The sequence below is a fragment of the Polaribacter sp. Q13 genome (assembly GCF_016858305.2).
Lineage (GTDB): Bacteria > Bacteroidota > Bacteroidia > Flavobacteriales > Flavobacteriaceae > Polaribacter.
Genome location: NZ_CP074436.1, coordinates 2,160,645 through 2,182,102, shown reverse-complemented (window position 1 = coordinate 2,182,102; position 21,458 = coordinate 2,160,645). Strand labels below are relative to the sequence as shown.

Annotated in this window: 20 protein-coding genes and 1 pseudogene; 9 read left to right on the top strand and 12 right to left on the bottom strand. The window is 30.0% G+C overall.

The genetic code is table 11. The annotated features are described in order from the left end of the window. Positions 1-32 precede the first annotated feature (32 nt). The 6 genes and pseudogenes from JOP69_RS09235 to JOP69_RS09210 all read left to right on the top strand — a co-directional run bounded on the left by JOP69_RS09235 (position 33) and on the right by JOP69_RS09210 (position 4,036). A complete protein-coding gene (locus JOP69_RS09235) occupies positions 33-755 on the top strand; it encodes a tRNA1(Val) (adenine(37)-N6)-methyltransferase (protein ID WP_252191229.1) in 723 nt (240 codons plus the stop codon). A gap of 126 nt (positions 756-881) precedes the next feature. Continuing rightward, positions 882-1,265 carry a DUF423 domain-containing protein gene (locus JOP69_RS09230; RefSeq protein ID WP_203394198.1) on the top strand — a complete coding sequence of 128 codons (384 nt, stop codon included), beginning with the start codon at positions 882-884 and terminating at the stop codon, positions 1,263-1,265. Between the two features lie 90 nt (positions 1,266-1,355). Continuing rightward, positions 1,356-2,966: pseudogene (pckA, locus tag JOP69_RS09225) on the top strand (phosphoenolpyruvate carboxykinase (ATP)). A gap of 160 nt (positions 2,967-3,126) precedes the next feature. Next, positions 3,127-3,459, top strand: coding sequence for a YtxH domain-containing protein (locus JOP69_RS09220; protein WP_203394197.1), 333 nt, complete (start codon positions 3,127-3,129; stop codon positions 3,457-3,459). Between the two features lie 3 nt (positions 3,460-3,462). Beyond that, positions 3,463-3,810, top strand: coding sequence for a hypothetical protein (locus JOP69_RS09215; RefSeq protein ID WP_203394196.1), 348 nt, complete (start codon positions 3,463-3,465; stop codon positions 3,808-3,810). A gap of 25 nt (positions 3,811-3,835) precedes the next feature. Continuing rightward, a complete protein-coding gene (locus JOP69_RS09210) occupies positions 3,836-4,036 on the top strand; it encodes a DUF6327 family protein (RefSeq protein WP_203394195.1) in 201 nt (66 codons plus the stop codon). Positions 4,037-4,044: 8 nt separating this feature from the next. Here JOP69_RS09210 and JOP69_RS09205 read toward each other — a convergent pair whose 3' ends face one another. Beyond that, a complete protein-coding gene (locus tag JOP69_RS09205) occupies positions 4,045-5,070 on the bottom strand; it encodes an AraC family transcriptional regulator (RefSeq protein WP_203394194.1) in 1,026 nt (341 codons plus the stop codon). 279 nt (positions 5,071-5,349) lie between these two features. On the opposite strand from JOP69_RS09205, the gene JOP69_RS09200 reads away from it, so the two are divergent. Next, the gene (locus JOP69_RS09200; RefSeq protein WP_203394193.1) at positions 5,350-5,511 is read left to right on the top strand and encodes a DUF1328 family protein; all 162 of its coding nucleotides are present in this window, start codon (positions 5,350-5,352) and stop codon (positions 5,509-5,511) included. A gap of 119 nt (positions 5,512-5,630) precedes the next feature. Here JOP69_RS09200 and JOP69_RS09195 read toward each other — a convergent pair whose 3' ends face one another. The 6 genes from JOP69_RS09195 to JOP69_RS09170 form a co-directional block, all read right to left on the bottom strand. After that, positions 5,631-7,991 carry a sodium-translocating pyrophosphatase gene (locus JOP69_RS09195; RefSeq protein ID WP_203394192.1) on the bottom strand — a complete coding sequence of 787 codons (2,361 nt, stop codon included), beginning with the start codon at positions 7,989-7,991 and terminating at the stop codon, positions 5,631-5,633. Between the two features lie 290 nt (positions 7,992-8,281). Further along, positions 8,282-8,815 (bottom strand): inorganic diphosphatase, encoded by a 534-nt coding sequence (locus JOP69_RS09190; protein ID WP_203394225.1) that lies wholly within the window; start codon positions 8,813-8,815, stop codon positions 8,282-8,284. 136 nt (positions 8,816-8,951) lie between these two features. Then, positions 8,952-11,462, bottom strand: a complete 2,511-nt coding sequence (locus tag JOP69_RS09185) for a DUF5686 family protein (RefSeq protein WP_203394191.1) — start codon at positions 11,460-11,462, stop codon at positions 8,952-8,954. 299 nt (positions 11,463-11,761) lie between these two features. Then, positions 11,762-13,789: a dihydrofolate reductase gene (locus JOP69_RS09180; protein ID WP_203394190.1), complete on the bottom strand. Its 2,028-nt coding sequence runs from the start codon at positions 13,787-13,789 to the stop codon at positions 11,762-11,764. Positions 13,790-13,827: 38 nt separating this feature from the next. Then, on the bottom strand, positions 13,828-14,589 hold the full coding sequence (locus tag JOP69_RS09175) for a hypothetical protein (RefSeq protein WP_203394189.1): 762 nt from the start codon (positions 14,587-14,589) through the stop codon (positions 13,828-13,830). Beyond that, the gene (locus tag JOP69_RS09170; RefSeq protein WP_203394188.1) at positions 14,589-15,146 is read right to left on the bottom strand and encodes a DNA-3-methyladenine glycosylase I; all 558 of its coding nucleotides are present in this window, start codon (positions 15,144-15,146) and stop codon (positions 14,589-14,591) included. The genes JOP69_RS09175 and JOP69_RS09170 overlap by 1 nt, the downstream gene beginning before the upstream one ends. A 229-nt stretch (positions 15,147-15,375) precedes the next feature. Between JOP69_RS09170 and JOP69_RS09165 the strand changes: the two genes are divergently transcribed. Continuing rightward, positions 15,376-15,810, top strand: a complete 435-nt coding sequence (locus JOP69_RS09165) for a DUF6146 family protein (RefSeq protein ID WP_203394187.1) — start codon at positions 15,376-15,378, stop codon at positions 15,808-15,810. A 56-nt stretch (positions 15,811-15,866) separates the two neighbouring features. On the opposite strand, the gene JOP69_RS09160 is transcribed toward JOP69_RS09165, so the two are convergent. Beyond that, complete coding sequence (locus JOP69_RS09160) at positions 15,867-16,361, bottom strand: dihydrofolate reductase (protein ID WP_203394186.1); 495 nt, start codon at positions 16,359-16,361, stop codon at positions 15,867-15,869. Between the two features lie 301 nt (positions 16,362-16,662). Here JOP69_RS09160 and JOP69_RS09155 point away from each other — a divergent pair, with 301 nt between their 5' ends. Continuing rightward, a complete protein-coding gene (locus tag JOP69_RS09155) occupies positions 16,663-16,959 on the top strand; it encodes an isoamylase early set domain-containing protein (RefSeq protein ID WP_203394185.1) in 297 nt (98 codons plus the stop codon). A gap of 87 nt (positions 16,960-17,046) precedes the next feature. Here the strand turns inward: JOP69_RS09155 and JOP69_RS09150 are convergent, their stop codons facing one another. The 4 genes from JOP69_RS09150 to JOP69_RS09135 all read right to left on the bottom strand — a co-directional run bounded on the left by JOP69_RS09150 (position 17,047) and on the right by JOP69_RS09135 (position 21,258). After that, the gene (locus tag JOP69_RS09150; protein ID WP_203394184.1) at positions 17,047-17,871 is read right to left on the bottom strand and encodes a thymidylate synthase; all 825 of its coding nucleotides are present in this window, start codon (positions 17,869-17,871) and stop codon (positions 17,047-17,049) included. 77 nt (positions 17,872-17,948) lie between these two features. Beyond that, entirely contained in the window at positions 17,949-19,352 is a 1,404-nt protein-coding gene (locus tag JOP69_RS09145) for a NupC/NupG family nucleoside CNT transporter (RefSeq protein ID WP_203394183.1), read from the bottom strand. A gap of 17 nt (positions 19,353-19,369) precedes the next feature. After that, the gene (locus JOP69_RS09140; protein ID WP_203394182.1) at positions 19,370-19,981 is read right to left on the bottom strand and encodes a bifunctional nuclease family protein; all 612 of its coding nucleotides are present in this window, start codon (positions 19,979-19,981) and stop codon (positions 19,370-19,372) included. A gap of 320 nt (positions 19,982-20,301) precedes the next feature. Further along, the gene (locus JOP69_RS09135; protein ID WP_203394181.1) at positions 20,302-21,258 is read right to left on the bottom strand and encodes an electron transfer flavoprotein subunit alpha/FixB family protein; all 957 of its coding nucleotides are present in this window, start codon (positions 21,256-21,258) and stop codon (positions 20,302-20,304) included. Positions 21,259-21,458 lie beyond the last annotated feature (200 nt).

Here is a 21,458-nt window from a genome sequence, read left to right as displayed (position 1 = left end):
TTGGAATTTGGTGCTTAAAAATTGAAATTTACATTTTGAAACCATTCAAATTTAAAGAGTTTACCATTCATCAAGATAAAACGGCTATGAAGGTGGGTACTGATGGTGTTTTATTAGGTGCCTGGTGTTCTGTAGATGAGTATCCGGATACAATTTTAGACATCGGATCTGGAACTGGTGTTATTTCTTTAATGATTGCGCAACGTTCTGACGCCATGACAATTGATGCTGTTGAGGTTGATGAAAATGCCTATGAACAAACCGTAGCTAATTTTGAAGAATCTGATTGGGGAGATCGCTTGTATTGTTACAATGCTACTTTTACTGAATTTGCAGATGAAATAGCAGAGGAGGAGGAAACCTATGATTTAATTGTTTCGAATCCGCCATTTTATACAGCTGATTTTGAAACTGAAGATACTGCTAGAAATATGGCTCGTTTTACATCTTCTCTTTCTTTTGAAGAGTTGATTGTTGGTGTTTCTAAAATATTATCAGAAAACGGGAAATTTTGTGTCGTTATTCCTTTTAAGGAGGAAGAAGGTTTTATCAACCTAGCAAAAGAAAAGACATTGTTTTTAAACAGAATTTGTAGGGTTCAAGGCAATAAAACATCAGAAGTAAAAAGATGTTTATTAGAGTTTTCTTTTAATGAAACTGAAATACAAGAAGAAAGTTTAATTATAGAAATTGAACGTCATCAATATACAGAAGATTATATTAATCTGACAAAGGATTTTTATTTAAAGATGTAGTTTTTTGTCGTTGAGAGGCATGAAGCAATCTTTTAATTAATATGACGGTATTGTATCTCTTTCTAATAATTAAAGAGATTTTATAGGAGGCTTAGAATACATTACTTTTGCTAAAATCGATTTAAAATGTTTAAAAATTTAGTTATTACATGCGTTTTAGGAATGTTAGCCATTGTTTTAGGTGCTTTTGGGGCACATGCTTTAAAAGAAATTTTGACAGCTTCAGAATTGTCTAGTTTTGAAACGGCGGTACGTTATCAAATGTATCATGTTATTGTCTTGTTATTTGTTAATATTTATGATGGTTTTACTACTTCACAAAAAAATAAGATTAGCTATGTTTTCTTTTTTGGGATTCTGCTTTTTTCGGGCTCTATTTATGCGATTCATTTAACTTCTATCACAGCAAAATCTATTTGGTTTGTTACTCCTTTAGGAGGTTTAACATTGATGATTGGTTGGGTTTTAATGATTATGATATTCTTAAAAAAACATCGTAAAAGTAAATAATTTGATAATTTTTTGTCAATATATATTGCTGTTTGAAATTATTGTGTAATTTTGTCCGCAGTTAATCTATAAATAATTAAATATATTGATATGGTAGATACAAATACGAAATCGATTTCGTTAAATAGTCTAGGAATCAAAAATGCAACAGTTCGCTATCAATTAAGTTCAGATGAATTGCATGAAGAAACACTTAAAAAGGGGCAGGGAGTAGTTTCTTCTTTAGGAGCAATTGCAGTGAATACAGGAGAGTTTACAGGACGCTCGCCTAAAGATCGTTTTATAGTGAAAGATGAAGTAACCAAAGATGAGGTTTGGTGGAGTGATGTCAACATTCCGTTTGAGTCTGAAAAGTTTGATGCTTAGTATGCTAAAGTTGTAGATTATTTATCTGAAAAGGAAATTTTTGTCAGAGATAGTTATGCCTGTGCAGATGAAAACTACCAATTAAATATTAGAGTTGTTAATGAGCATCCTTGGAGCAATATGTTTGCTTACAATATGTTTTTACGTCCTACAGAAAAAGAATTAGAAGATTTTACTGCAGAATGGACTGTAATTAATGCGCCTGGTTTTATGGCAAATCCGGTTGTAGATGGCACTCGTCAACATAATTTTGCTATTTTAAATTTCAGTAAAAAAATAGCACTAATTGGGGGAACAGGATATACTGGTGAAATTAAAAAAGGAATCTTTTCTGCGCTAAACTTTATTTTACCAGTTTATAGAAATACGTTACCCATGCATTGTTCTGCAAACGTTGGTAAAGATGGAGATACTGCAATTTTCTTCGGATTATCTGGTACGGGAAAAACAACCTTATCTACAGATCCGGATAGAAGTTTAATTGGTGATGATGAACATGGTTGGACGGCAGAAAATACGGTGTTCAATTTTGAAGGTGGCTGTTATGCAAAAGTGATTAATTTATCCGCAGAACAAGAACCAGAAATTTTTGCAGCGATTAAAAAAGGAGCAATCTTAGAGAACGTGGTTATGGATGATCAAGGTGTTGTAGATTTTTCGGATACTTCTATTACTCAAAATACAAGGGTGAGTTACCCAATTCATCATATAGAAAATATACAAGTACCATCCATAGGGAAAAATTCAAAGAATATTTTCTTTTTAACTGCGGATGCATTTGGCGTTTTACCTCCAATTTCTAAGTTAACGCCTAACCAAGCAGCGTATCATTTTATATCTGGTTATACTGCAAAAGTAGCAGGTACAGAAGCAGGAGTTACAGAACCAACTCCGAGTTTTTCAGCTTGTTTTGGAGCACCTTTTATGCCATTGCATCCTACAAGATATGCAGAAATGCTAAGTAAAAAAATGAAAGATGCGGGTGTAAATGTATGGTTGATAAATACAGGTTGGTCTGGCGGACAATATGGAGTTGGTAGAAGAATGCCTTTAAAATATACCAGAGCAATGATTACGGCTGTTTTAAATGGCGATTTAGGTAGTTATAGATATGAAGATTACCATATACATTCTGTTTTTGGAGTGGCGCAACCAAGAAGTTGTCCTGGAGTTCCTACAGATTTATTAAGCCCAAGAGCAACTTGGAACAATGATGAAGCTTATTATAAAACTGCTTTTAAGTTATCTAATGCTTTTAGACATAATTTTACGCAATTTGAAGAAGTTGCAAGCGAAGACATTCGAAGAGGTGGACCGCAACGGTATGCATTTTAGTGATTTTTAGTTTTTTTTAGTTAAACACCTCAATTTGAGGTGTTTTTTTTTGTTTGAGCTAATATTTAAATTTATTGAGTTAATGCTTAGGTTGTTTTTATTGTACTTTTGTATAAGTGATACACACTAAATTTATTTAACCTTAAATACAATTAAAATTATGAGTAATAATAGCAATACAGTAGTAGGATTATTAGCAGGAACCGTAATAGGAGCAACATTAGGAATATTATTTGCACCAGATAAAGGAGTGAAAACTAGAAAGAGAATTTCTGAAGAAGCGTTGGCAGCTAAAGATAAAATAGTTGATACTGCAAGTGATTTAACAGAGAAGGTTTCTTCATCAGTTTCAAGTAAAAAAGAAACATTAGATGATCAATTAGAAGAGGTGGTTTCTAACGTTAGTCATAAAGCAGAAGATGTTATTTCTACATTAGAAAAAAAATTAAAGGAGTTGAAAGAGAAAAATAAAAAATTACAAAAATCTGCCTAATAGATGAACGTTTTAGACAATATAAAAAATACGGCAGATAAAGGCTCTGATGCTAGTAAAGAGTATGTTTCTAAAAGTTTAGACTATGCAAAGTTAAAGGCTTTTCAAGTAACAGCCTTAACACTAAGTACCATTGTAAAATTTTTTATTATTGGTAGTTTGGCGGTTTTAGGCTTTGTGTTTTTGGCGTTTTCTTCTGCAATTGCTTTAGGAGAATTTCTAGAAAATACAGCTTTAGGGTATTTGTTTGTGGGATTATTTTTTCTAATTATTTCTTTGCTAATTTATTTTCTAAAGGGTTCTTTTGATAAAAAAGTAATATCTAAAGTTTCGAAAATATTTTATGATTAGTAAACAAACCTTTAAAAAATAGGAAATGAAAACATATAAAAGTTTTAAAGAAATAAATAATCATTTAAGACAACTTTCTCTTGAAAAGCAAATTGCTTTGGAAGAACTTAAAATGGTAAAAAATGACTTTGAGGAAAGTATAAAGCCTATTAGTATTATTAGTAATGTTGTCTCTGCTTTTGGCAAGTTTGGAACATTAATGTTTATAAAGAAAATTTTTAAATAGCAGGTAATTTAAACTACGGCTAATAGTTTCTTTTTAAATCCGTTTGGAGTAATGCCATATTTTTCTCTAAAAATTTTAGAAAAATAACTTCTGCTGCTAAATCCAATACTGTATACAATTTGAGAGATATTTAAATCGGTGTTTTTTAGCAAATCTCTAGCAGATTCTAAACGAATATGTCTGATGTATTCGGTAACAGTTCTATTGTATAAAAATTTAAAACCATCTTGCAGCTTTGCTTGTGTTAGGCCAGAATCTAAAGAAAGGTTTTCTAAAGTGTAATTTTTTGCAGGATTTTTTACGATTAACTTTCCGAATTTACGAACTATTTTTAGTTCATTTTTGGTAAGTGATTTAGGTAAAGTTACACCATCTAAAAGTCTGTTGTGTTGCTGTATGTGCATTGATAAAACCTCATAAACTCTAGCTTCAATTTTAAGAATGCGTAACATTCCTTTTCCTTTTACATTTTTTATTTGGGAAATTATATCTGCCATTTTTAAATTAAGAGTTCCGTAATTTATAAATCGATAATCATGATCTGTATCTACAAAAACTTCGTATAATTTTTCATTTAAAGTAGAAACATTTGTAGTTCTTTTTTTTAAAAACTTCTTTCTTACTATTTCAATTAGATTAATTTCTACTTTTTCATTTTTTGGCAAATGAATATAATTATAGCCGCCAGTTTTGTTCGTAAAAATTAAGGATTGAAATTGGTCAATTTTACTTTCTTTATTGTCGATACCAAAGCGATGTTTAAAAAAGCCAAGAGAAGAGTACATGAACCGAAGAGGATTAAATTCTGGTACAGCCTGAATTTTAAAAATAAACTCTTTGTGCAACTTAATATCAAAATCTAACAAGTTTACTCCCCAATCAAAAGGGATAAAACGAATACTACCAGTTGCATTTTCATTATTAATTGTAAGTACATTTTCACTCCAATTACTAGTTATAGAGCCTCCTATTTTTTTAGCAATTTGCTGAAGTAAATCTTTGTCACTATCAGCAATTATTTCAATATCAATCATGGGTGCAAAGAATTTAAAAGTACAATTTATAGATGCTCTATAGAAAGTTTAAAAATAGTTTAAATTTTAATAAAAAGAATGTCTTTTTTATCATTAGTTAAAGTATCAATTAAAACTTGATAGAGGATTAGAACTTTAATGAGTTAAGATTTAAAGTATATGCATTCAAAAGAATGTTACTATTTCTATATTTTTACATAAAAGAAATTAAGTATAGTAAAGATGTACATCGTTTGGCATCTTAAAAGGAAACAAACGTTCATTTAAAAATTTAAAATTATGTTACGTTGGACAATCACTTTTATAATAATTGCATTAATAGCAGGTGTTTTAGGATTTGGAGGAATTGCAGGAGCTGCAGCAGGAATTGCTAAAATAATTTTTGTAATATTCATTATCCTTTTCTTATTATCTCTAATTACTGGAAGAAAAAAAATATAGTATTAAGATTAAATTTCAATTTATATATTGTTGTTTCATCTTTCTTATAAAAATAAAAAGCATCCAATCCCGAAAATTTCGGAAGGATGCTTTTTTATGAATTTAAATATGAATTTTTACTATTTAATACTTGCTTGTTTCTTGTTTTTAATAACATTTACAGAAACAATATTTCCAGCTTCTTTCGCTTTCTTTTCAATTTCAGCAACTGTTCCTTCTATTTTTTGAATATCTTCAGAAACAACTCCATCAATGGTTTTTGTCGTAGTAATTGTAGCCATGGCTAAATCTCCAGAAGTTTGAGTAATCTCTACTTTTACTTCTTTCTTAGTATTGTAATCTGACATTGCAGTACTATTTAAAGCAATACTAGGAGCAATAACTAAAGCCACTACAGACATTAATTTTAAAAGAATATTTAAAGAAGGTCCAGAAGTGTCTTTAAATGGATCTCCAACAGTATCTCCTACAACAGCAGCTTTGTGAGCATCCGATCCTTTTTCACCTTGTTCTTCAATTGTTTTTTTAGCATTATCCCAAGCACCACCTGCGTTAGATTGAAAGATTGCCATTAAAACACCACAAGTTGTAACACCTGCTAATAAACCTCCTAACATTTCGGCACCACCAATAAAACCAACAGCAACAGGAACAACTATAGCTAATAAACCAGGTAACACCATCTCTCTAATTGATGCTTTTGTAGAAATATCAATACATTTTCCATAATCAGCCACACCATCAGCAGCATCAAAAATAGCTCTATCTTCTTTAGAAGCTTTTGTCATATCAGAATCATACTTACGCATCACTTCTAAGGCCGCTTTTAATTTTGGAATATCTCTAAATTGTCTACGAACTTCTTCAATCATAGCCATTGCAGCTCTACCCACAGCATTCATAGATAATGCAGAAAATACAAATGGTAGCATACCACCAACTAATAAACCAGCCATAATTTTAGGCTGTGAAACATCAATAGCAACAACATTAGCAGTTTTCATAAAGGCAGCAAATAAAGCCAAAGCCGTTAATGCAGCAGAAGCAATTGCAAATCCTTTACCTACAGCTGCAGTAGTGTTACCAACAGCATCTAATTTATCAGTACGTTCTCTAACTTCTTTTGGTAATTCTGCCATTTCAGCAATACCACCGGCGTTATCGCAAATTGGTCCGTAAGCATCTACTGCTAACTGAATTCCTGTATTTGCCAACATACCAACAGCTGCAATTGCAATTCCGTATAAGCCTGCGTAATAATGAGAAACAATAATAGCAGCAGCAATTAAAAGAATAGGGATCATTGTAGACATCATACCTACACCTAAACCAGCAATAATGTTGGTTGCCGCTCCTGTTTCTGATTGTTTTACAATAGACATAACAGGTTTTTTACCTGTAGCTGTATAATATTCTGTTATTTTACCTACACCCAAACCAGCTACTAAACCGGCTAATGTTGCTTTAAAAACACCCATAGCTCCAAAAGGTAAACCCTGTATAGATTCTGGAATTAAAGCGGTGATTATAAAATAAGAAGCTACAACCATTAAACCTGCAGAACCAAATTCTCCAATATTTAAGGCAGTTTGAGGATTTCCCCCATCTTTTACTTTTACAAAAAATGTACCTAAAATAGACATTAAGATACCCACGGCTCCAAGAACTAAAGGTAAATAAACGGCTCCTAAGCCATCAAAACTTGGTGTTAAGATGAATGCACCTAATACCATTGTACCAATGATTGAGCCAACATAAGATTCAAATAAATCTGCTCCCATACCAGCTACATCACCTACATTATCACCAACATTATCTGCAATAGTTGCAGGGTTTAATGGATGGTCTTCTGGGATACCCGCTTCTACTTTACCTACTAAATCTGCACCAACATCAGCAGCTTTTGTATAAATACCACCGCCAACACGTGCAAATAATGCAATTGAGGAAGCGCCTAATGAAAATCCTGAAAGTACATTTAATACCATAGATAAATTTTCTGCTCCAGGCCACATGCTTTGGTAGAACATAAATAAGCCACTTAAGCCTAAAATTCCTAAACCAACAACACCTAAACCCATTACAGCTCCACCAGCAAAAGCAACTTCTAATGCTTTTCCTAATGATATTTTTGCGGCTTCTGTAGTTCTTACATTTGCTTTTGTAGCTACTTTCATTCCTATGAAACCTGCTAAAGCGGAACAAATTGCTCCAATGATAAAAGAAATTGCAACCATTCCGTTAGAGCCTACTTCTGTGTTTCCTTTAAAGAAAAGCAAGATAGCTACTGCTATCACAAAAATGGCTAAAACTTTGTATTCAGCTTTTAAAAAAGCCATTGCTCCATCTGCGATGTTTTTAGCAATTCGTGCCATTTTTTCATCACCAACTTCTTGTTTGGATACCCAACCGCTTTTTAGAAAAACGAATATTAATGCTACCACACCAAATAGTGGTAAAAATTTTACTATTAATTCCATATTAGTTAGTTCATTTAAATTATTAATTTTTTTAATACTGTTAAAAATAGTTAAATTAAATTGATAAAAAAAGCCTATATAAATTAAAGATTATATATTTAATTGGGGCTTAAATTATATTATCTATACTATGACTTATGTCATCTTTATTGGTGAGCTCTATCGAATTTGGATATTCTTATACTTTTTTTAATAGGTTTAATCGATATTAGATAGCATTAATTTTTTAAATTTCAATCAAAAAAAAACACCTTAAATTTTAAGGTGTTTTTTACTTTTATGGTTATTTACTAGATTGTAAATGTTCTTTTTTTCTTGTGTTCGCTTTCGTCATAACGTTTTACACATTCATCATAAATTTTAATGGCTGCTGTAGCATCTCCCCAACCACCGGTATCAACTTTTTTCTTTTCTAAGTCTTTATAAACTTGAAAGAAATGTTCTATTTCTTTTAATCTGTGTGGGTTTAAATCTGCAATATCTTCTTTGTTACTCCAGATAGGGTCAGAAACAGGCACACAAATTACTTTTTCATCTGGTCCTTTTTCATCAGTCATATAAAAAACACCAATTGGTCTAACTTCCATTACCACCATTGGGTAAGTAGGTTGATGTCCTAAAACTAATACATCTAATGGATCAGAGTCTAAAGCTAATGTTTCAGGGATAAAACCATAATCACCAGGATACATCATAGAAGAAAAAAGCATTCTGTCGAATCTAATTTTATGAAGTGTAAAGTCATATTCGTATTTATTTCTACTTCCTTTAGGTATTTCTATAAGTACATCAAAAGTTACTTGTTTTTTTGGTTCTTTACTCATTGTCTTAGGTTCTTTCATTTTTTGGTTTTACACAAAAATAGTTATAAATTAAATTTTATTTTATGTTTTACGGCATAAATTTACGCAAAGGTTTTCGATTAAGATAAATTAAAAATAAGTATTTGTTTTTAATTTTTTAAAAATTAAACCTTATACCTGCGGTTATTCCAAATTTTCGAGCTTCTGTATTATCAAAGTAATTTCCTCTAAAGTTAAAGTCTACACGTAACAATTTAAAAATATTAGCAACCCCAACACTATATTCGTAATACGGGTCTTGAGACGGTGCTGTTAAAGTTGTTTCTGCACTATTACCAGTTGTATTAAGTGCTACGTTTTTGTCTGAGATGGCTCCTAAAAAAGTCTTAAATCCTATAACTGTTCTCAATTTGGTCTTTTTTAATAAAGGAATTCTAGAAAATATTCTTCCATTAAAATTATGCTCTAAATGAAAGGAAGCGTATTTATCTGTTACAAATTCATAAAAATTTAATAGGTTAAAGGTATTGTTAAATATAAAATAAGTTTGATTTCCTGGAGCAACACTTAATAAGCCTAAAGGAACTTCTCCAAAAGTTTGTCCTATTTCTAAAGAGGTTTTTAATCGACCAAGTCCGCCTATTTCCCATAGTTTAAATAAAGAAACTTGAACTTTAGTATAATCAAAATCACTACCAAAAATATCTTTACTTCCCTTGGATATTTGCGTAAAATATTGGGTGTAATTAGTATTTGCAGGTTCTCTTTGCACTCCAAAACCAGACATTTTTCTTTTAGGGTAGTAGCCTATGGAAAATACGGTTTCTAATTGTCTTATTTTTGATGAAATTCCTGATGATGCAGTAACATCATTGTAGTCTAAACTAAATGTATCTGAAGCAGAACTTAGTGTTTTGTAATTTGCAGAAAGCTTCAAGATTAAATTTGGGGTTGGTTCAATTTCTCCTGTAAGCGTAGTAATGTTAATGTTTGTTAATTTATCATTGGTACCTGTTCCTATTAAAGATGAAGAACCATCACTTCTTCCTAAAACATCTGTATTTGCTGTTAAAGTAGCTCCAATTTGTTCTATATCATGCTTTTTACCACTAGTAATTATAAGTCTATTTTTTTTGTTTAGAAGCCATTTTGCCTGAAATCCATATTTTAGATTTTCATCTTTTAAGCCATAAGCCGTATATGCTTCTAGTCTAAACAAATCATTTGTAGATTTATAGGTTCTACCACCAACTCTTATTCGTAATCCTTCTACATCATTATAACCAAAAGTAGAAAAAATAGGACCATAATCTATATTTAAGGCATCAATTTCAAAATATCCAGAATACATGGTCTGAACAGCTTTATTAATGTTTTTAAATTTTTTAACCGTTTTTAAGGTATCTATTAATTTATAGATTCCTTTTTCATTTTTATTTAGTGCTTCTAATCTATTTTTATCCCAAAATGTTCTAGACATACTGTAGGTAGAGTCGTTATTTTGGTTAAAAACTTTTTTATCATAAAAGCTTTCATCTTTTAAAGGTTGATTAAAAACATAATCTTTATAAATAGTAGTTTTTTTACCATATACACCTCTAGATTTGTCTTTTTTACTAAGTGCAAAATCTGATAATAAAAAGTCTCGCTTTAAAACAAAAATAGAATCGTTTAGCAGCTCAAACTCTTGTTCTATATATACATCTTTAACCCAATTTATATTGGCGTTTTTTACTACTTGTAAATTTATTTCCTTTACAGCAAAAGTAGAATCATTAACCCAAAAATTACCTTTAAAAGTAAGTTCGTTTTTTCTTCTAGGGTAATAAATAATATTGTAGCACCATTTTTTGTCTATAAAAGAGCTATCCGCTAAAACGTAATTGTAATTGTTGATTCCGGTTTTTGATAATGGGCTCACAAAGCTTTTATCAAAAATTTTTAAATAATTATCATAGATATTGTATTCAGAATATAGATCATCTACATAATCGATAAGTTGCTGTTCTGTACTAAAACCAGAGTTTTGATTGGCTATTAAAACTTCTTTTTCTTTGTTTAGAATATTATCACCATAAACTTCAGAAAGGCCTTCGTTTAAAAAAACGGGTAAAAAAGTTTTTCCTGTTACGCTAGAAGTGTCTACATCTTTAAAAACGAATTCTAGCCCTTTAAATATTTTTTTCTTCTTTAATTTATCATCAATAGTATTTAAATCAAATTCTACTTTTTCATATTTTTTATATTTATATTGATTAAAATGACTTAATCCGTTTTTACGCTTTTGCGCCCAAATTTTTCTAAGAATATCAATTGCAGGATTGTTTTTTTTAGGTTGTTTTCCTGTTACTATTATAATTTCTTTTAAAGCGTCTGTCTCTTCTTCTAGCGTAAGTTTTAAATTGTAGTTAATTCTTTGTTCTAAAGTTACTATTAATGTTTTAAAACCAATAAAAGAGATCTCTATTTCTTTCCAATTATCTTTAGATTCTAAATAAAAACCACCGTTTTCATTACTTGTAGTTCCTTCTGTAGAACCATTAAATTGTATACTACAATAAGGAAGCGGTATATTATTTGTGTCTGTAATAATCCCTTTTACTTTTGTTTGTGCTAGTAATGAGATAGATACAAAAAGGGTGCAAATTAGTATAAATTTGTATTTCATGTTTAAAAATAATTCTTGTTGTTTTAAGAAATTAAATAACGCATTAGTTTATAAATTATTCTTTAGTCGGTGTGTTATTTAGTTTCTTACTTAATAAAATAATATTCGGATTGAATATAGTGAAATAGAGAATAGGGGAGATTTTAATTTTGTAATAATATGGATTGTTTCTATTATCTATGACAATTTAAAAAGTTTTAAAAAACAAAAATATAAAACAGAACCATAACCTTAGTTATGATTCTGTTTTATATTAAAATATATCTACCAGATGACTGATTTTAATGAAAAAAATGAATTTAATTTTTCGTTCCTAAGAAATTATAATTTTTAGAATAGAATAACATTTGTTCTTCAAAGCTTTTAGGCTGTGTTACTTTAACGTCTAAAATTTGTCCGTTTTTATCTACATCTGGTACTAAAACAGGGTTTACAAAACCACTATAAGGAGCCGATTTAAATTGTGCATTTCTTTCTAAAACTTCCTTATGTAGATTTTGATCTACTTTTACTCCGTAGCCTTCAACTAGTTTCTTAGCAGCTTCAAAATCACCTTCAGATTTTATACGTTGTGCTTCTTTTAGTAAACTTCCAAAAATTTCTCTTAATTTATTGTAATCATTTATATTAAAATAGGTTTTACCATCTCTTACAATTTTTTCTATTACGTTGTCTTTCTTTCCATGCTCAAAAGCCCAAGCAGAAACCCATTGTCTGTTTACCATGTGGTCTTCTTCTAAATCATCACCTAAATTAATTCTTATTAATTGCGCCATTAATCCGTTTCTAATATAACCATCATAGGCAGCCATTCCTGTTTCTTTCCAATTATCTGTTAAACCTAATTCTTGAATTTTAGGATCCATTAAATAATACAAACCAACTAAATCTGCACGCCCTTCTTCCATTGTAGAAGCATAATTTTGCAATGTTTCCTTAGGTTGACCAATACCAGCATTTATTTTACCAGAAGCGTGCCCTACAACTTCATGTAAAGCTGTATGTAATTTATCGGCAATCTGTCCGTATTTTTCTTCCAATCTAATTTCTTCTTCATCATTTGCAAATTCTTTTAAACGTCCTGTTCCGCCTGCATTATTATAGGCTCCGATTATATTTCCTAAAGAAACAGATTTAGAACCATGTTGTTGACGAATCCAGTTGTTGTTTGGTAAGTTCACTCCAATTGGAGTACTAGGCGATGAATCTCCTGCTTCACCAGCAACATTTACAGTTTTATAAGAAACTCCAACCACATTTTCTTTTTTATGTTTTGGGTCTAGTGGAGCATTATCTTCAAACCATTGTGCATTGTCAGATAAAACTTTCATTTTACGAGACATATCAAAATCTTTAATTTGAACCACTGTTTCATAAGAACCTCTATATCCTTTTGGGTCGTTATATACTTCTATAAAACCGTTAATCCAATCGATATTTCCTTCTGTAGATGTTGCCCAAGCAATACAATATTGATCCCAGACATCTAAACTACCTGTTTTGTAATATTTTATTAACAAACCTAAAGCATTTGCTTGTTTATCATTTTCTGCAACGGCTTGCGCTTTTTCTAACCAACCAATAATATGGTCTATTGCAGCACCATACATTCCGCCAGATTTCCAAACTTTTTCTACCAACTTTCCGTTCTCTCTTACTAATTTAGAGTTTAAACCGGCTTCAATTGGTTGATCTTTTGGCCCTTTATAAGCCGTTTTATAAAAATCAGCTACTTCTTTATCTGTAATATCAGATTGGTAAAAATTAATGGCAGAAGATAAAATATTATCAATTCCAGCTTTTTTAGTCACTTTTTTATCCTCTTCATCATTAAACAAAATAGTTACAATTTCTGATGATAAATTAGTGTTTGAATTTTTTAATAAATCATTTGTAAAATAAGATTGTGAAAATTCTGGTTTAATTTTATCATTAGAATAATGATGATGAATTCCGTTAGAAAACCAAACTCTTTTTAAATACGTTTTAAAGGCTATAAAGTCTTTACTTTCTCTATCTCCAGTATAATTTTTATTGATACTTTCTAAAGCTTTTCTAACACTTAAGTTATAACGATAGTTTTGATCCCACATAATATCTCTACCAGATAAACCTGCTTGTGTTAAGTAATAAACAAGTTTTTTTTCTTTTAAAGTAAGTTCTTTAAAACCTGGTATTTTGTAACGCAATACTTTAATATCTGCAAATTGTTCTACAAAATGATTAAATTCAGTTGTTACCTCTACTGCTTCACTCTTCTTTTCTGATGAACAAGAAGCTAATAGAATAGCTACTGAAAAGGCATAAATTATTTGTTTTATTTTCATTTTACTTCATTTATAATTGAAGTATAAATGTACGAATTTTATGCCTGATTTCTTTGAATGTTTTTTAACCGATTCCATGCAATTTTATGGCGTTGTGTATAAATAAGAAAACAACCAATATCTAATAAAAAGTAGAGTAAACTAATTCCTATTGGTGGATTATTACTTGGTAAAAACTTAAAAACTCCAAATGCAGTATCTGGCCATTCCCAACACCCAAAAGCTGTTCCGCCAATTTCTAGAATAACAACTAAAATATACATCGAAAAGAAAAACAATCTATCTTTTGGTTTTTTCCAAAGCAATAAAAAAATACAAATTGTCATTACAAACCCAAAAACATCGTTAAAGAAAATTAAAGAAGTAATTGCTAAAATCGAAATACAAACTGCAAAAAATTGTACAATACTTTTATCATATTTTCTAACAACAGACGATTTAGTAAACATAAAAATTCTTCCATATAAAGCTGCATGACCTAAAGGAACATATAATGGTACATTTTCTAATCTGTAAGTGTACATATGCAAACCACGAGAAAAAAAATATTCGCCAATAAAACCTAAAATTACTGCGTAAATCATCAGTTCTTTAGTTCTTGGATTTGACCTAAAATACATTTTAAAAAACCCTGCAACCATTAAAATATTAATCAATATTTGCGAATTTGTTACATTTTCAGCAAAATAAATACTGTCAAAAAACAAGAGAAAAACAAAAAATACAAACCGACCAATTTCTCGATTAAAGATGTTAGTTATTTTTTTAAAATCTGATTTTGGAATTGAAAAAACGTTCATTAATTTATATATTTAAAACAATCTATTGTGTGATCATTTACCAAACCTGTGGCTTGTAAAAAGGCGTATATAACAGTAGATCCCACAAATTTAAATCCACGTTTTTTTAGGTCTTTAGAAATTTTGTCTGAAAGTTCTGTCGTTGCAGGAACATCTTCTTTCTTTTCAAATTTATTGATAATAGGTTTCTCATTTACATAAGACCAAATAAACTTTGAAAAAGAACCATATTCTTGCTGAACTTCTATAAATAATTGAGCATTTGTTATGGTACTTCGTATTTTTAATTTATTTCTTATGATACCTGTATCTTGCAATAAAGATTCATACTTAGTTTCTGGATATTTTGAAATCTTTTTATAATCGAAATTATCAAAAGCTTTTCTAAAGTTTTCTCTTTTATTTAGAATTGTTATCCAACTTAAACCCGCTTGAAAAGTTTCTAAGATCAAAAATTCAAATAACGTTTTATCATCGTAAACGGGTGTACCCCATTCTTCATCATGATATTTTTTATACAATTCACTATTTGTTACCCAAAAGCATCTTTGTTTCATTCTTTTATTATTAAGGTTGAAAAATAATATTAAATCAATTAAAAATCAATTATCTGTGAAATAATTTTTGATTTAAAATTCACGTTAACTAACTAAAAGAAGGGTTTTACTCATTCTTGTTTTTTTAACTGAAATAACACAACTACTTTTGAGTAACAGTTCATGCAAATGGTGAAATATTCATTATCAATCATGAAAAACTTATATAATTTTAATATATTTAGATATTATGAAACTTATTAAACAATTAATCTTATTATTTTCTATCGGAATCTTTTTTTGGGCTTGTGGTTCATCACCTATAAAAAAGAATACTTCACAAACAGAAGAACCTGTTGTTATTGCTAATGATAGTTTAGAGTACGAAGTAATTATAATAGACCCTGGTTTTACGTTGTTTTTAAATTCTGTAGCACAACCAGAAGGATATTATTCTCAATCTTACCTAGAAGCTAGAAATAGAGTTTGGGTTTTAGAATGGAATAACAGAGCTAGAAACTTAAATCAATATAACTCTAGTATTTATGAAAACATAATTGATTATCAATCAACTATAGACTATGGTTATGATGTAAATTATAAACTTTTTAATTACTTTTTATTTGCCCAAAAAAAGTATAAAATGAATTTAGGTGGTGGTTTTAGGACTGGAAGAATTAGATAAGTTTTTTTATTGTACTACCAATTTAATCTTAATAAAAGCGATAATTTACTGAAAGGTTATCTGGTTAAATTGGTATAAGTTACAAAACTATAATCAAATTTATTTTTATCATCTGCTGTAAAATCTTCTCTGTTTGTTTCTTTCCAAATTTTTAAATCTATTTCCGGAAAATAAACATCTGCTTCAAATTCTTTATGCACTAAAGTGATATCTAATTGATCTGCCAATCCTTTTTGTAGGGTTTCTTTATAAATTTGAGCGCCACCAATTATAAAAACATCATCTTTATTTTCCACTAACGTTATAGCTTCTTCTATACTATTTGCAATTAAACAACCATCTTTAAAATAGTTTTTATTTCTGGTAATTATAATGGTAGTTCTATTTGGCAAAGGTTTTCCTATAGACTCAAAAGTATTTCTACCCATTAAAATGTAATGTCCGGTAGTTATTTTTTTAAATCGTTTTAAATCAGCAGGTAAATGCCAAATTAAATCATTGTCTTTACCTAAAGCATTATTCTTTGCAATAGCCGCTATAATTGTAATCATAGAATCTTATTTTTTAAACGAAAATAAAGTAATTCTCTTTAGAATTGATGTTTTAAGGGCACTTTAAGTGAAATTTATTCATTGACGAATACGATTTCGATGCGAAATAACTGAAAATCAAGCAAAAAGGAAAACCTCTTTTTTTATATAAACAACAATTTAAATTCCCTTTTATTTGGAATTATCAATAATTCATATATTCATTTTATAAAACTGATAATTATTTCATATTCTTACAATTTTATGATGCTTATAAGTATATACTTATATATTTTTACTTAAAATTTTGAATAGAATAATTATGGCAATTAAAAAACAATTTTTGAAAAGTAAACCAGTTTGTAAAGTAACTTTTACTGTACCAGCTGAAGAAGCTAAAAAAGTATCAGTAGTAGGATGCTTTAACGAGTGGAATGAAAAAGCAACTCCTTTAAAGAAATTGAAAAATGGCTCTTTTAAAGGTACTGTAGATTTAGAATCTGGAAAGTCTTACGAGTTTAAATACTTAATAGACGGTGCTTACACAAACGAACAAGAAGCAGATGGACTTGCATGGAATGACTTTGCAGGAGCAGAAAATAGCGTGTTAAATTTATAATAGCAACGTTACGGATATAAAAAAAAAGAGCTTTCAATTAATTAATTGAAAGCTCTTTTTTTTTATCTACATTATCTTTTTTTTAGTTTATACAGCAACTTTACCTTTAATATGAGGGTGAGGGGTATAATCTAACAGCTCAAAATCTTCGAAAGTAAAATCTTCAATATTATTTATTGCTGGGTTTATTTTCATTTTTGGTAAAGGTCTAATATCTCTAGCTAACTGAATATCAAATTGTTCTTTATGGTTGTTATAGATATGTGCATCTCCAAAAGTATGAATAAATTCTCCAGCCTCATAACCACAAACTTGTGCAATCATCATAGTAAATAGGGCATAAGAGGCAATGTTAAAAGGAACTCCTAAAAAGATATCTGCACTTCTTTGATATAACTGACAAGATAATTTACCATCTGCAACGTAAAACTGAAAAAATGCATGACAAGGAGGTAAAGCTGCTTTTCCATTTGCTACATTTTCCGAAAAAGAAACAGAGGTATCTGGCATCACAGACGGATTCCAAGCAGAAACCATCATTCTTCTAGAATTAGGGTTATTTTTTAAAGTGGAAATTACATCTTTTAATTGATCGATCTCATCACTATTCCAATTACGCCATTGATGTCCATAAACCGGACCTAAATCTCCATTTTCGTCTGCCCAATCATTCCAAATTCTTACACCATTTTCTTGTAAGTATTTAATATTTGTATCGCCTTTTATAAACCAAAGCAATTCATATATAATAGATTTTAAGTGTAATTTCTTGGTTGTTACCATTGGGAAACCTTTACTTAAATCAAAACGCATTTGATAGCCAAAAACACTTTTTGTTCCGGTACCTGTTCTATCTCCTTTTTCGTTTCCGTTTTCTAAAACGTGTTTTACTAAGTCGTGATATTGATGCATTGTTTAATCGTTTAATTGTTTAGTTGTGTAATTGTTTAGTTGAGCTACGTGTAAACGTTTAAACAATTACAACTTTTTTACCCAATAATCATACCTGCAATTGTTGCAGACATTAAAGAAGCTATGGTACCACCAATTAAGGCTTTCATTCCAAATTCTGATAAAACTTTTCGTTGACCTGGAGCAAGAGAACCAATTCCTCCAATCTGTATACCTATAGAAGCAAAATTGGCAAAACCGCACAACATATACGTTGCCATAATAACAGATTTATTAAAAGTTAAATGCGTTGCATTTGCTACGTTTTTTAATTCTGCTAATTGTATATATCCCACAAACTCACTAGCAGCTAATTTTATTCCTAGTAACTGTCCCATAAGTGCCATATCTTCTACAGCAACACCAATTAACCACATTAAAGGCGCAAATATATATCCTAAAATAAACTCTAAGGTTAACTCCTTATAAGCAGTGTTTTGTACAATCCAATCATTAATACCAGTTACACTACCTAAAGATGTAAAACCATAGTTTATCATTGCTATAAAAGCAACAAAAACTAACAACATAGCACCAACATTTACTGCCAAACGCAAACCTTCTGTTGTACCGTTTGCAATTGCATCTAAAATATTAGCTCCAATTTTATCTGAAGACACTTCTACATCAGTATTAATGCTCTCTGTTTGAGGATATAATATTTTTGAAATAATTATTGCTCCAGGTGCCGCCATTACAGATGCTGCTAATAAATGTTTAGCATACTGTAATCTTAAAACGGGGTCATCACCACCTAAAAATCCTATGTAAGCAGCTAATACAGCACCTGCTACAGTTGCCATACCACCAATCATTACTAATAGCATTTCTGACTTATTCATTTTTTCTAAATAAGCTTTTATTAGTAAAGGAGCTTCTGTTTGACCTAAAAAAATATTTCCTGCAACAGACAGACTTTCTGCTCCAGAAATTTTTAATACTTTAGATAATACAATACCAAAACCTTTTACAATAACTTGAATAATTCCTAAATAAAATAAAAGAGATGTAAGTGCAGAAAAAAAGATAATTGTTGGTAAAACTTGAAAAGCAAAAATGAATCCAAATTTATTCATATCACCTACCATACCTGCAAATAAAAACTCACTTCCAGCTCTTGTAAAATCTAAAACTTTAACAAAAATACCTCCTACAAATTCAAAACCATGTTGAATAAAACTTACCTTTAAAACACCTATTGCAATTATTAATTGAAAAGCCAATCCTAAACCAACAGTTTTCCAGTCGATTGCTTTTTTATTTGCGCTAAATAAGAATGATATAATTATTAATGACACGATTCCTAAAATTCCTCTCCACAAACTTTCTAAAGAAAAACCTTGACTAGGTAATATTTCTGTTACAGCGGAAACTGTTTCTGTATTTTGAGAAAAAATTGAAATTGAAAACAAGCAGAAAACGGCAATAAATATTTTTTTCATAATGTGTACTAATAATATTAAGAGCGTTTACTAATTTCGTCTCTAATTTTTGCAGCTAATTCGTAATTTTCATCAGAAACTGCACTATCTAATTGTTCATGAAGCTCTTTTAAACTTACAGCAGAAAAAGAAGCTTCTTTTTTAATGATTAACGCATCTAAATCTAAAGAGTCTTCTTCAGATTCTAAAGTATCTTCAATACCAAATTCTTCTTCTATCTTTAGAAAAATACCTGCTTTTTCTAAAATATTTTCATAAGTATATATTGGTGCCTGAAAACGAACAGCTATAGCAATTGCATCTGATGTTCTTGCATCTAAGATTTCTTCTACACCGTCTTTTTCACAAACTAAGCTAGAAAAAAATACACCATCTACTAATTTATGGATAATTACTTCTTTTACTTTGACAGAAAAACGGTCTGAAAATGTTTTAAATAAATCGTGTGTAAGTGGTCTTGGAGGTCTAATTTCTGTTTCTAAAGCAATGGCAATAGATTGTGCTTCGAAGGCTCCAATAATAATAGGTAAAGTTCTTGTACCTTCCATTTCGCTTAAAACCAACGCATAAGCACCGCTTTGAGTTTGACTGTAAGAAATACCTTTTATAGTTAATTGTATTAAACTCATAAATTTATTTACGTAAATCTAAAAAAAAATGTAAAATTTTTTGAAGTTATTTTTACAAACTTTTTAGAGGGCACAATTTAATAAAAATAATAGGTTAATACTGATATTTCTTTAAAAAGTGACAATTACTATTGCGTGAAGGATTGAAGCAACTGTTTGAGCTCTTTTTATTTTTCTTTTAAAATAAAAAAGCGAGTGCGAAAAGCCTGACGAAATTATTTTGGTTTTGATAAAAGTTGATAAAAAAAACTTATCAAAATTTTACTTCTGATAAGTTTCTAAGAATATACTTTAAATAATTTGGGCACGCCCAAAAGATTTTAAGACGCTTTAAAAGCTTTTAATTTTTCGATTAGTTTTGGTACAACTTCAAAAGCATCACCAACAATACCATAATCTGCCGCTTTAAAAAACGGTGCTTCTGGGTCTGTGTTAATTACAACTTTTACCTTGGATGCGTTGATTCCTGCCAAATGCTGAATTGCTCCAGAAATACCAATGGCAATATATAAATTGGCTGCTACAGGTTTACCTGTTTGCCCAACGTGTTCTGAGTGTGGACGCCATCCTAAATCTGAAACGGGTTTAGAACATGCTGTTGCAGCACCTAAAATACTGGCTAATTCTTCTATCATGCCCCAGTTTTCTGGTCCTTTTAAACCTCTACCGCCAGAAACAACAATATCTGCATCTGCAATGGTTACTTTGCCAGTAACTCTTTCTACTTTTTCTGATTTTACTTTAGATGCTACAATCGTAGCTTCAAAAGTTTCTGTAGTACCTGCAACAACATTTTCATGAATTCCAAAAGAATTTTTTGCAAGTCCGATAACCTTATGATCCGTAGAAATTACGGTGTTTGAAAGGGCTTTGTTAGAAAAAGTTTTTCTTTTTACAGTAAACGGATTGGTGTTTGATGGTGCAGCTACAACATTAGAAACACAACCTGCCTCTAAGTTTACAGCTACAATTGGTGCTATATACAAACCATCTATACTAGAATCTACAACTACAACTGTTGCATTTTGTGCTTTTGCTACTTCTGTAACTACAGCTGCATATTGTTTTGCGTTAAATGTATTTAAAGCATCGTTAGTTACGGAAACTACTTTTTCTGCTCCGTAGGTATATAATTCTGATGAATCGCTTGCGTTTATTGTTAATGCAACAACATTAGTACCTAATTGTTCTGCAACTTTTTTTCCATATGAAACTACTTCTAAAGCAGTTTTCTTAAATTTTCCTTCCGATGATTCGGCAAAAACTAAAACAGACATATTATATATAGTTTTTAGTTGTTAGTATATAGTTTTTAGTTTCCTATACCAACAAATTATTTTTTTTAAAATTGTTTAAATGTGTATTTGTTTAATCGTGTAATTGTTGGATTGTAACTTTTACAGTTACACAATTCAACGCTTAAACAGTTACACTTTTTTTTATAGATTCTGAAACAAGTTCAGAATGATTTAATCTC

Excerpts from the sequence above, each read along its gene's own strand:
- JOP69_RS09185 (WP_203394191.1), bottom strand. The coding sequence starts at position 11,462 with ATGAAATACAAATTTATACTAATTTGCACCCTTTTTGTATCTATCTCA.
- JOP69_RS09210 (WP_203394195.1), top strand. The coding sequence starts at position 3,836 with ATGAAAACATATAAAAGTTTTAAAGAAATAAATAATCATTTAAGACAA.
- JOP69_RS09160 (WP_203394186.1), bottom strand. The coding sequence starts at position 16,361 with ATGATTACAATTATAGCGGCTATTGCAAAGAATAATGCTTTAGGTAAA.
- JOP69_RS09190 (WP_203394225.1), bottom strand. The coding sequence starts at position 8,815 with ATGAGTAAAGAACCAAAAAAACAAGTAACTTTTGATGTACTTATAGAA.
- JOP69_RS09220 (WP_203394197.1), top strand. The coding sequence starts at position 3,127 with ATGAGTAATAATAGCAATACAGTAGTAGGATTATTAGCAGGAACCGTA.
- JOP69_RS09215 (WP_203394196.1), top strand. The coding sequence starts at position 3,463 with ATGAACGTTTTAGACAATATAAAAAATACGGCAGATAAAGGCTCTGAT.
- JOP69_RS09165 (WP_203394187.1), top strand. The coding sequence starts at position 15,376 with ATGAAACTTATTAAACAATTAATCTTATTATTTTCTATCGGAATCTTT.
- JOP69_RS09135 (WP_203394181.1), bottom strand. The coding sequence starts at position 21,258 with ATGTCTGTTTTAGTTTTTGCCGAATCATCGGAAGGAAAATTTAAGAAA.
- JOP69_RS09155 (WP_203394185.1), top strand. The coding sequence starts at position 16,663 with ATGGCAATTAAAAAACAATTTTTGAAAAGTAAACCAGTTTGTAAAGTA.
- JOP69_RS09180 (WP_203394190.1), bottom strand. The coding sequence starts at position 13,789 with ATGAAAATAAAACAAATAATTTATGCCTTTTCAGTAGCTATTCTATTA.
- JOP69_RS09150 (WP_203394184.1), bottom strand. The coding sequence starts at position 17,871 with ATGCATCAATATCACGACTTAGTAAAACACGTTTTAGAAAACGGAAAC.
- JOP69_RS09200 (WP_203394193.1), top strand. The coding sequence starts at position 5,350 with ATGTTACGTTGGACAATCACTTTTATAATAATTGCATTAATAGCAGGT.
- JOP69_RS09175 (WP_203394189.1), bottom strand. The coding sequence starts at position 14,589 with ATGAACGTTTTTTCAATTCCAAAATCAGATTTTAAAAAAATAACTAAC.
- JOP69_RS09170 (WP_203394188.1), bottom strand. The coding sequence starts at position 15,146 with ATGAAACAAAGATGCTTTTGGGTAACAAATAGTGAATTGTATAAAAAA.
- JOP69_RS09145 (WP_203394183.1), bottom strand. The coding sequence starts at position 19,352 with ATGAAAAAAATATTTATTGCCGTTTTCTGCTTGTTTTCAATTTCAATT.
- JOP69_RS09195 (WP_203394192.1), bottom strand. The coding sequence starts at position 7,991 with ATGGAATTAATAGTAAAATTTTTACCACTATTTGGTGTGGTAGCATTA.
- JOP69_RS09140 (WP_203394182.1), bottom strand. The coding sequence starts at position 19,981 with ATGAGTTTAATACAATTAACTATAAAAGGTATTTCTTACAGTCAAACT.
- JOP69_RS09205 (WP_203394194.1), bottom strand. The coding sequence starts at position 5,070 with ATGATTGATATTGAAATAATTGCTGATAGTGACAAAGATTTACTTCAG.
- JOP69_RS09230 (WP_203394198.1), top strand. The coding sequence starts at position 882 with ATGTTTAAAAATTTAGTTATTACATGCGTTTTAGGAATGTTAGCCATT.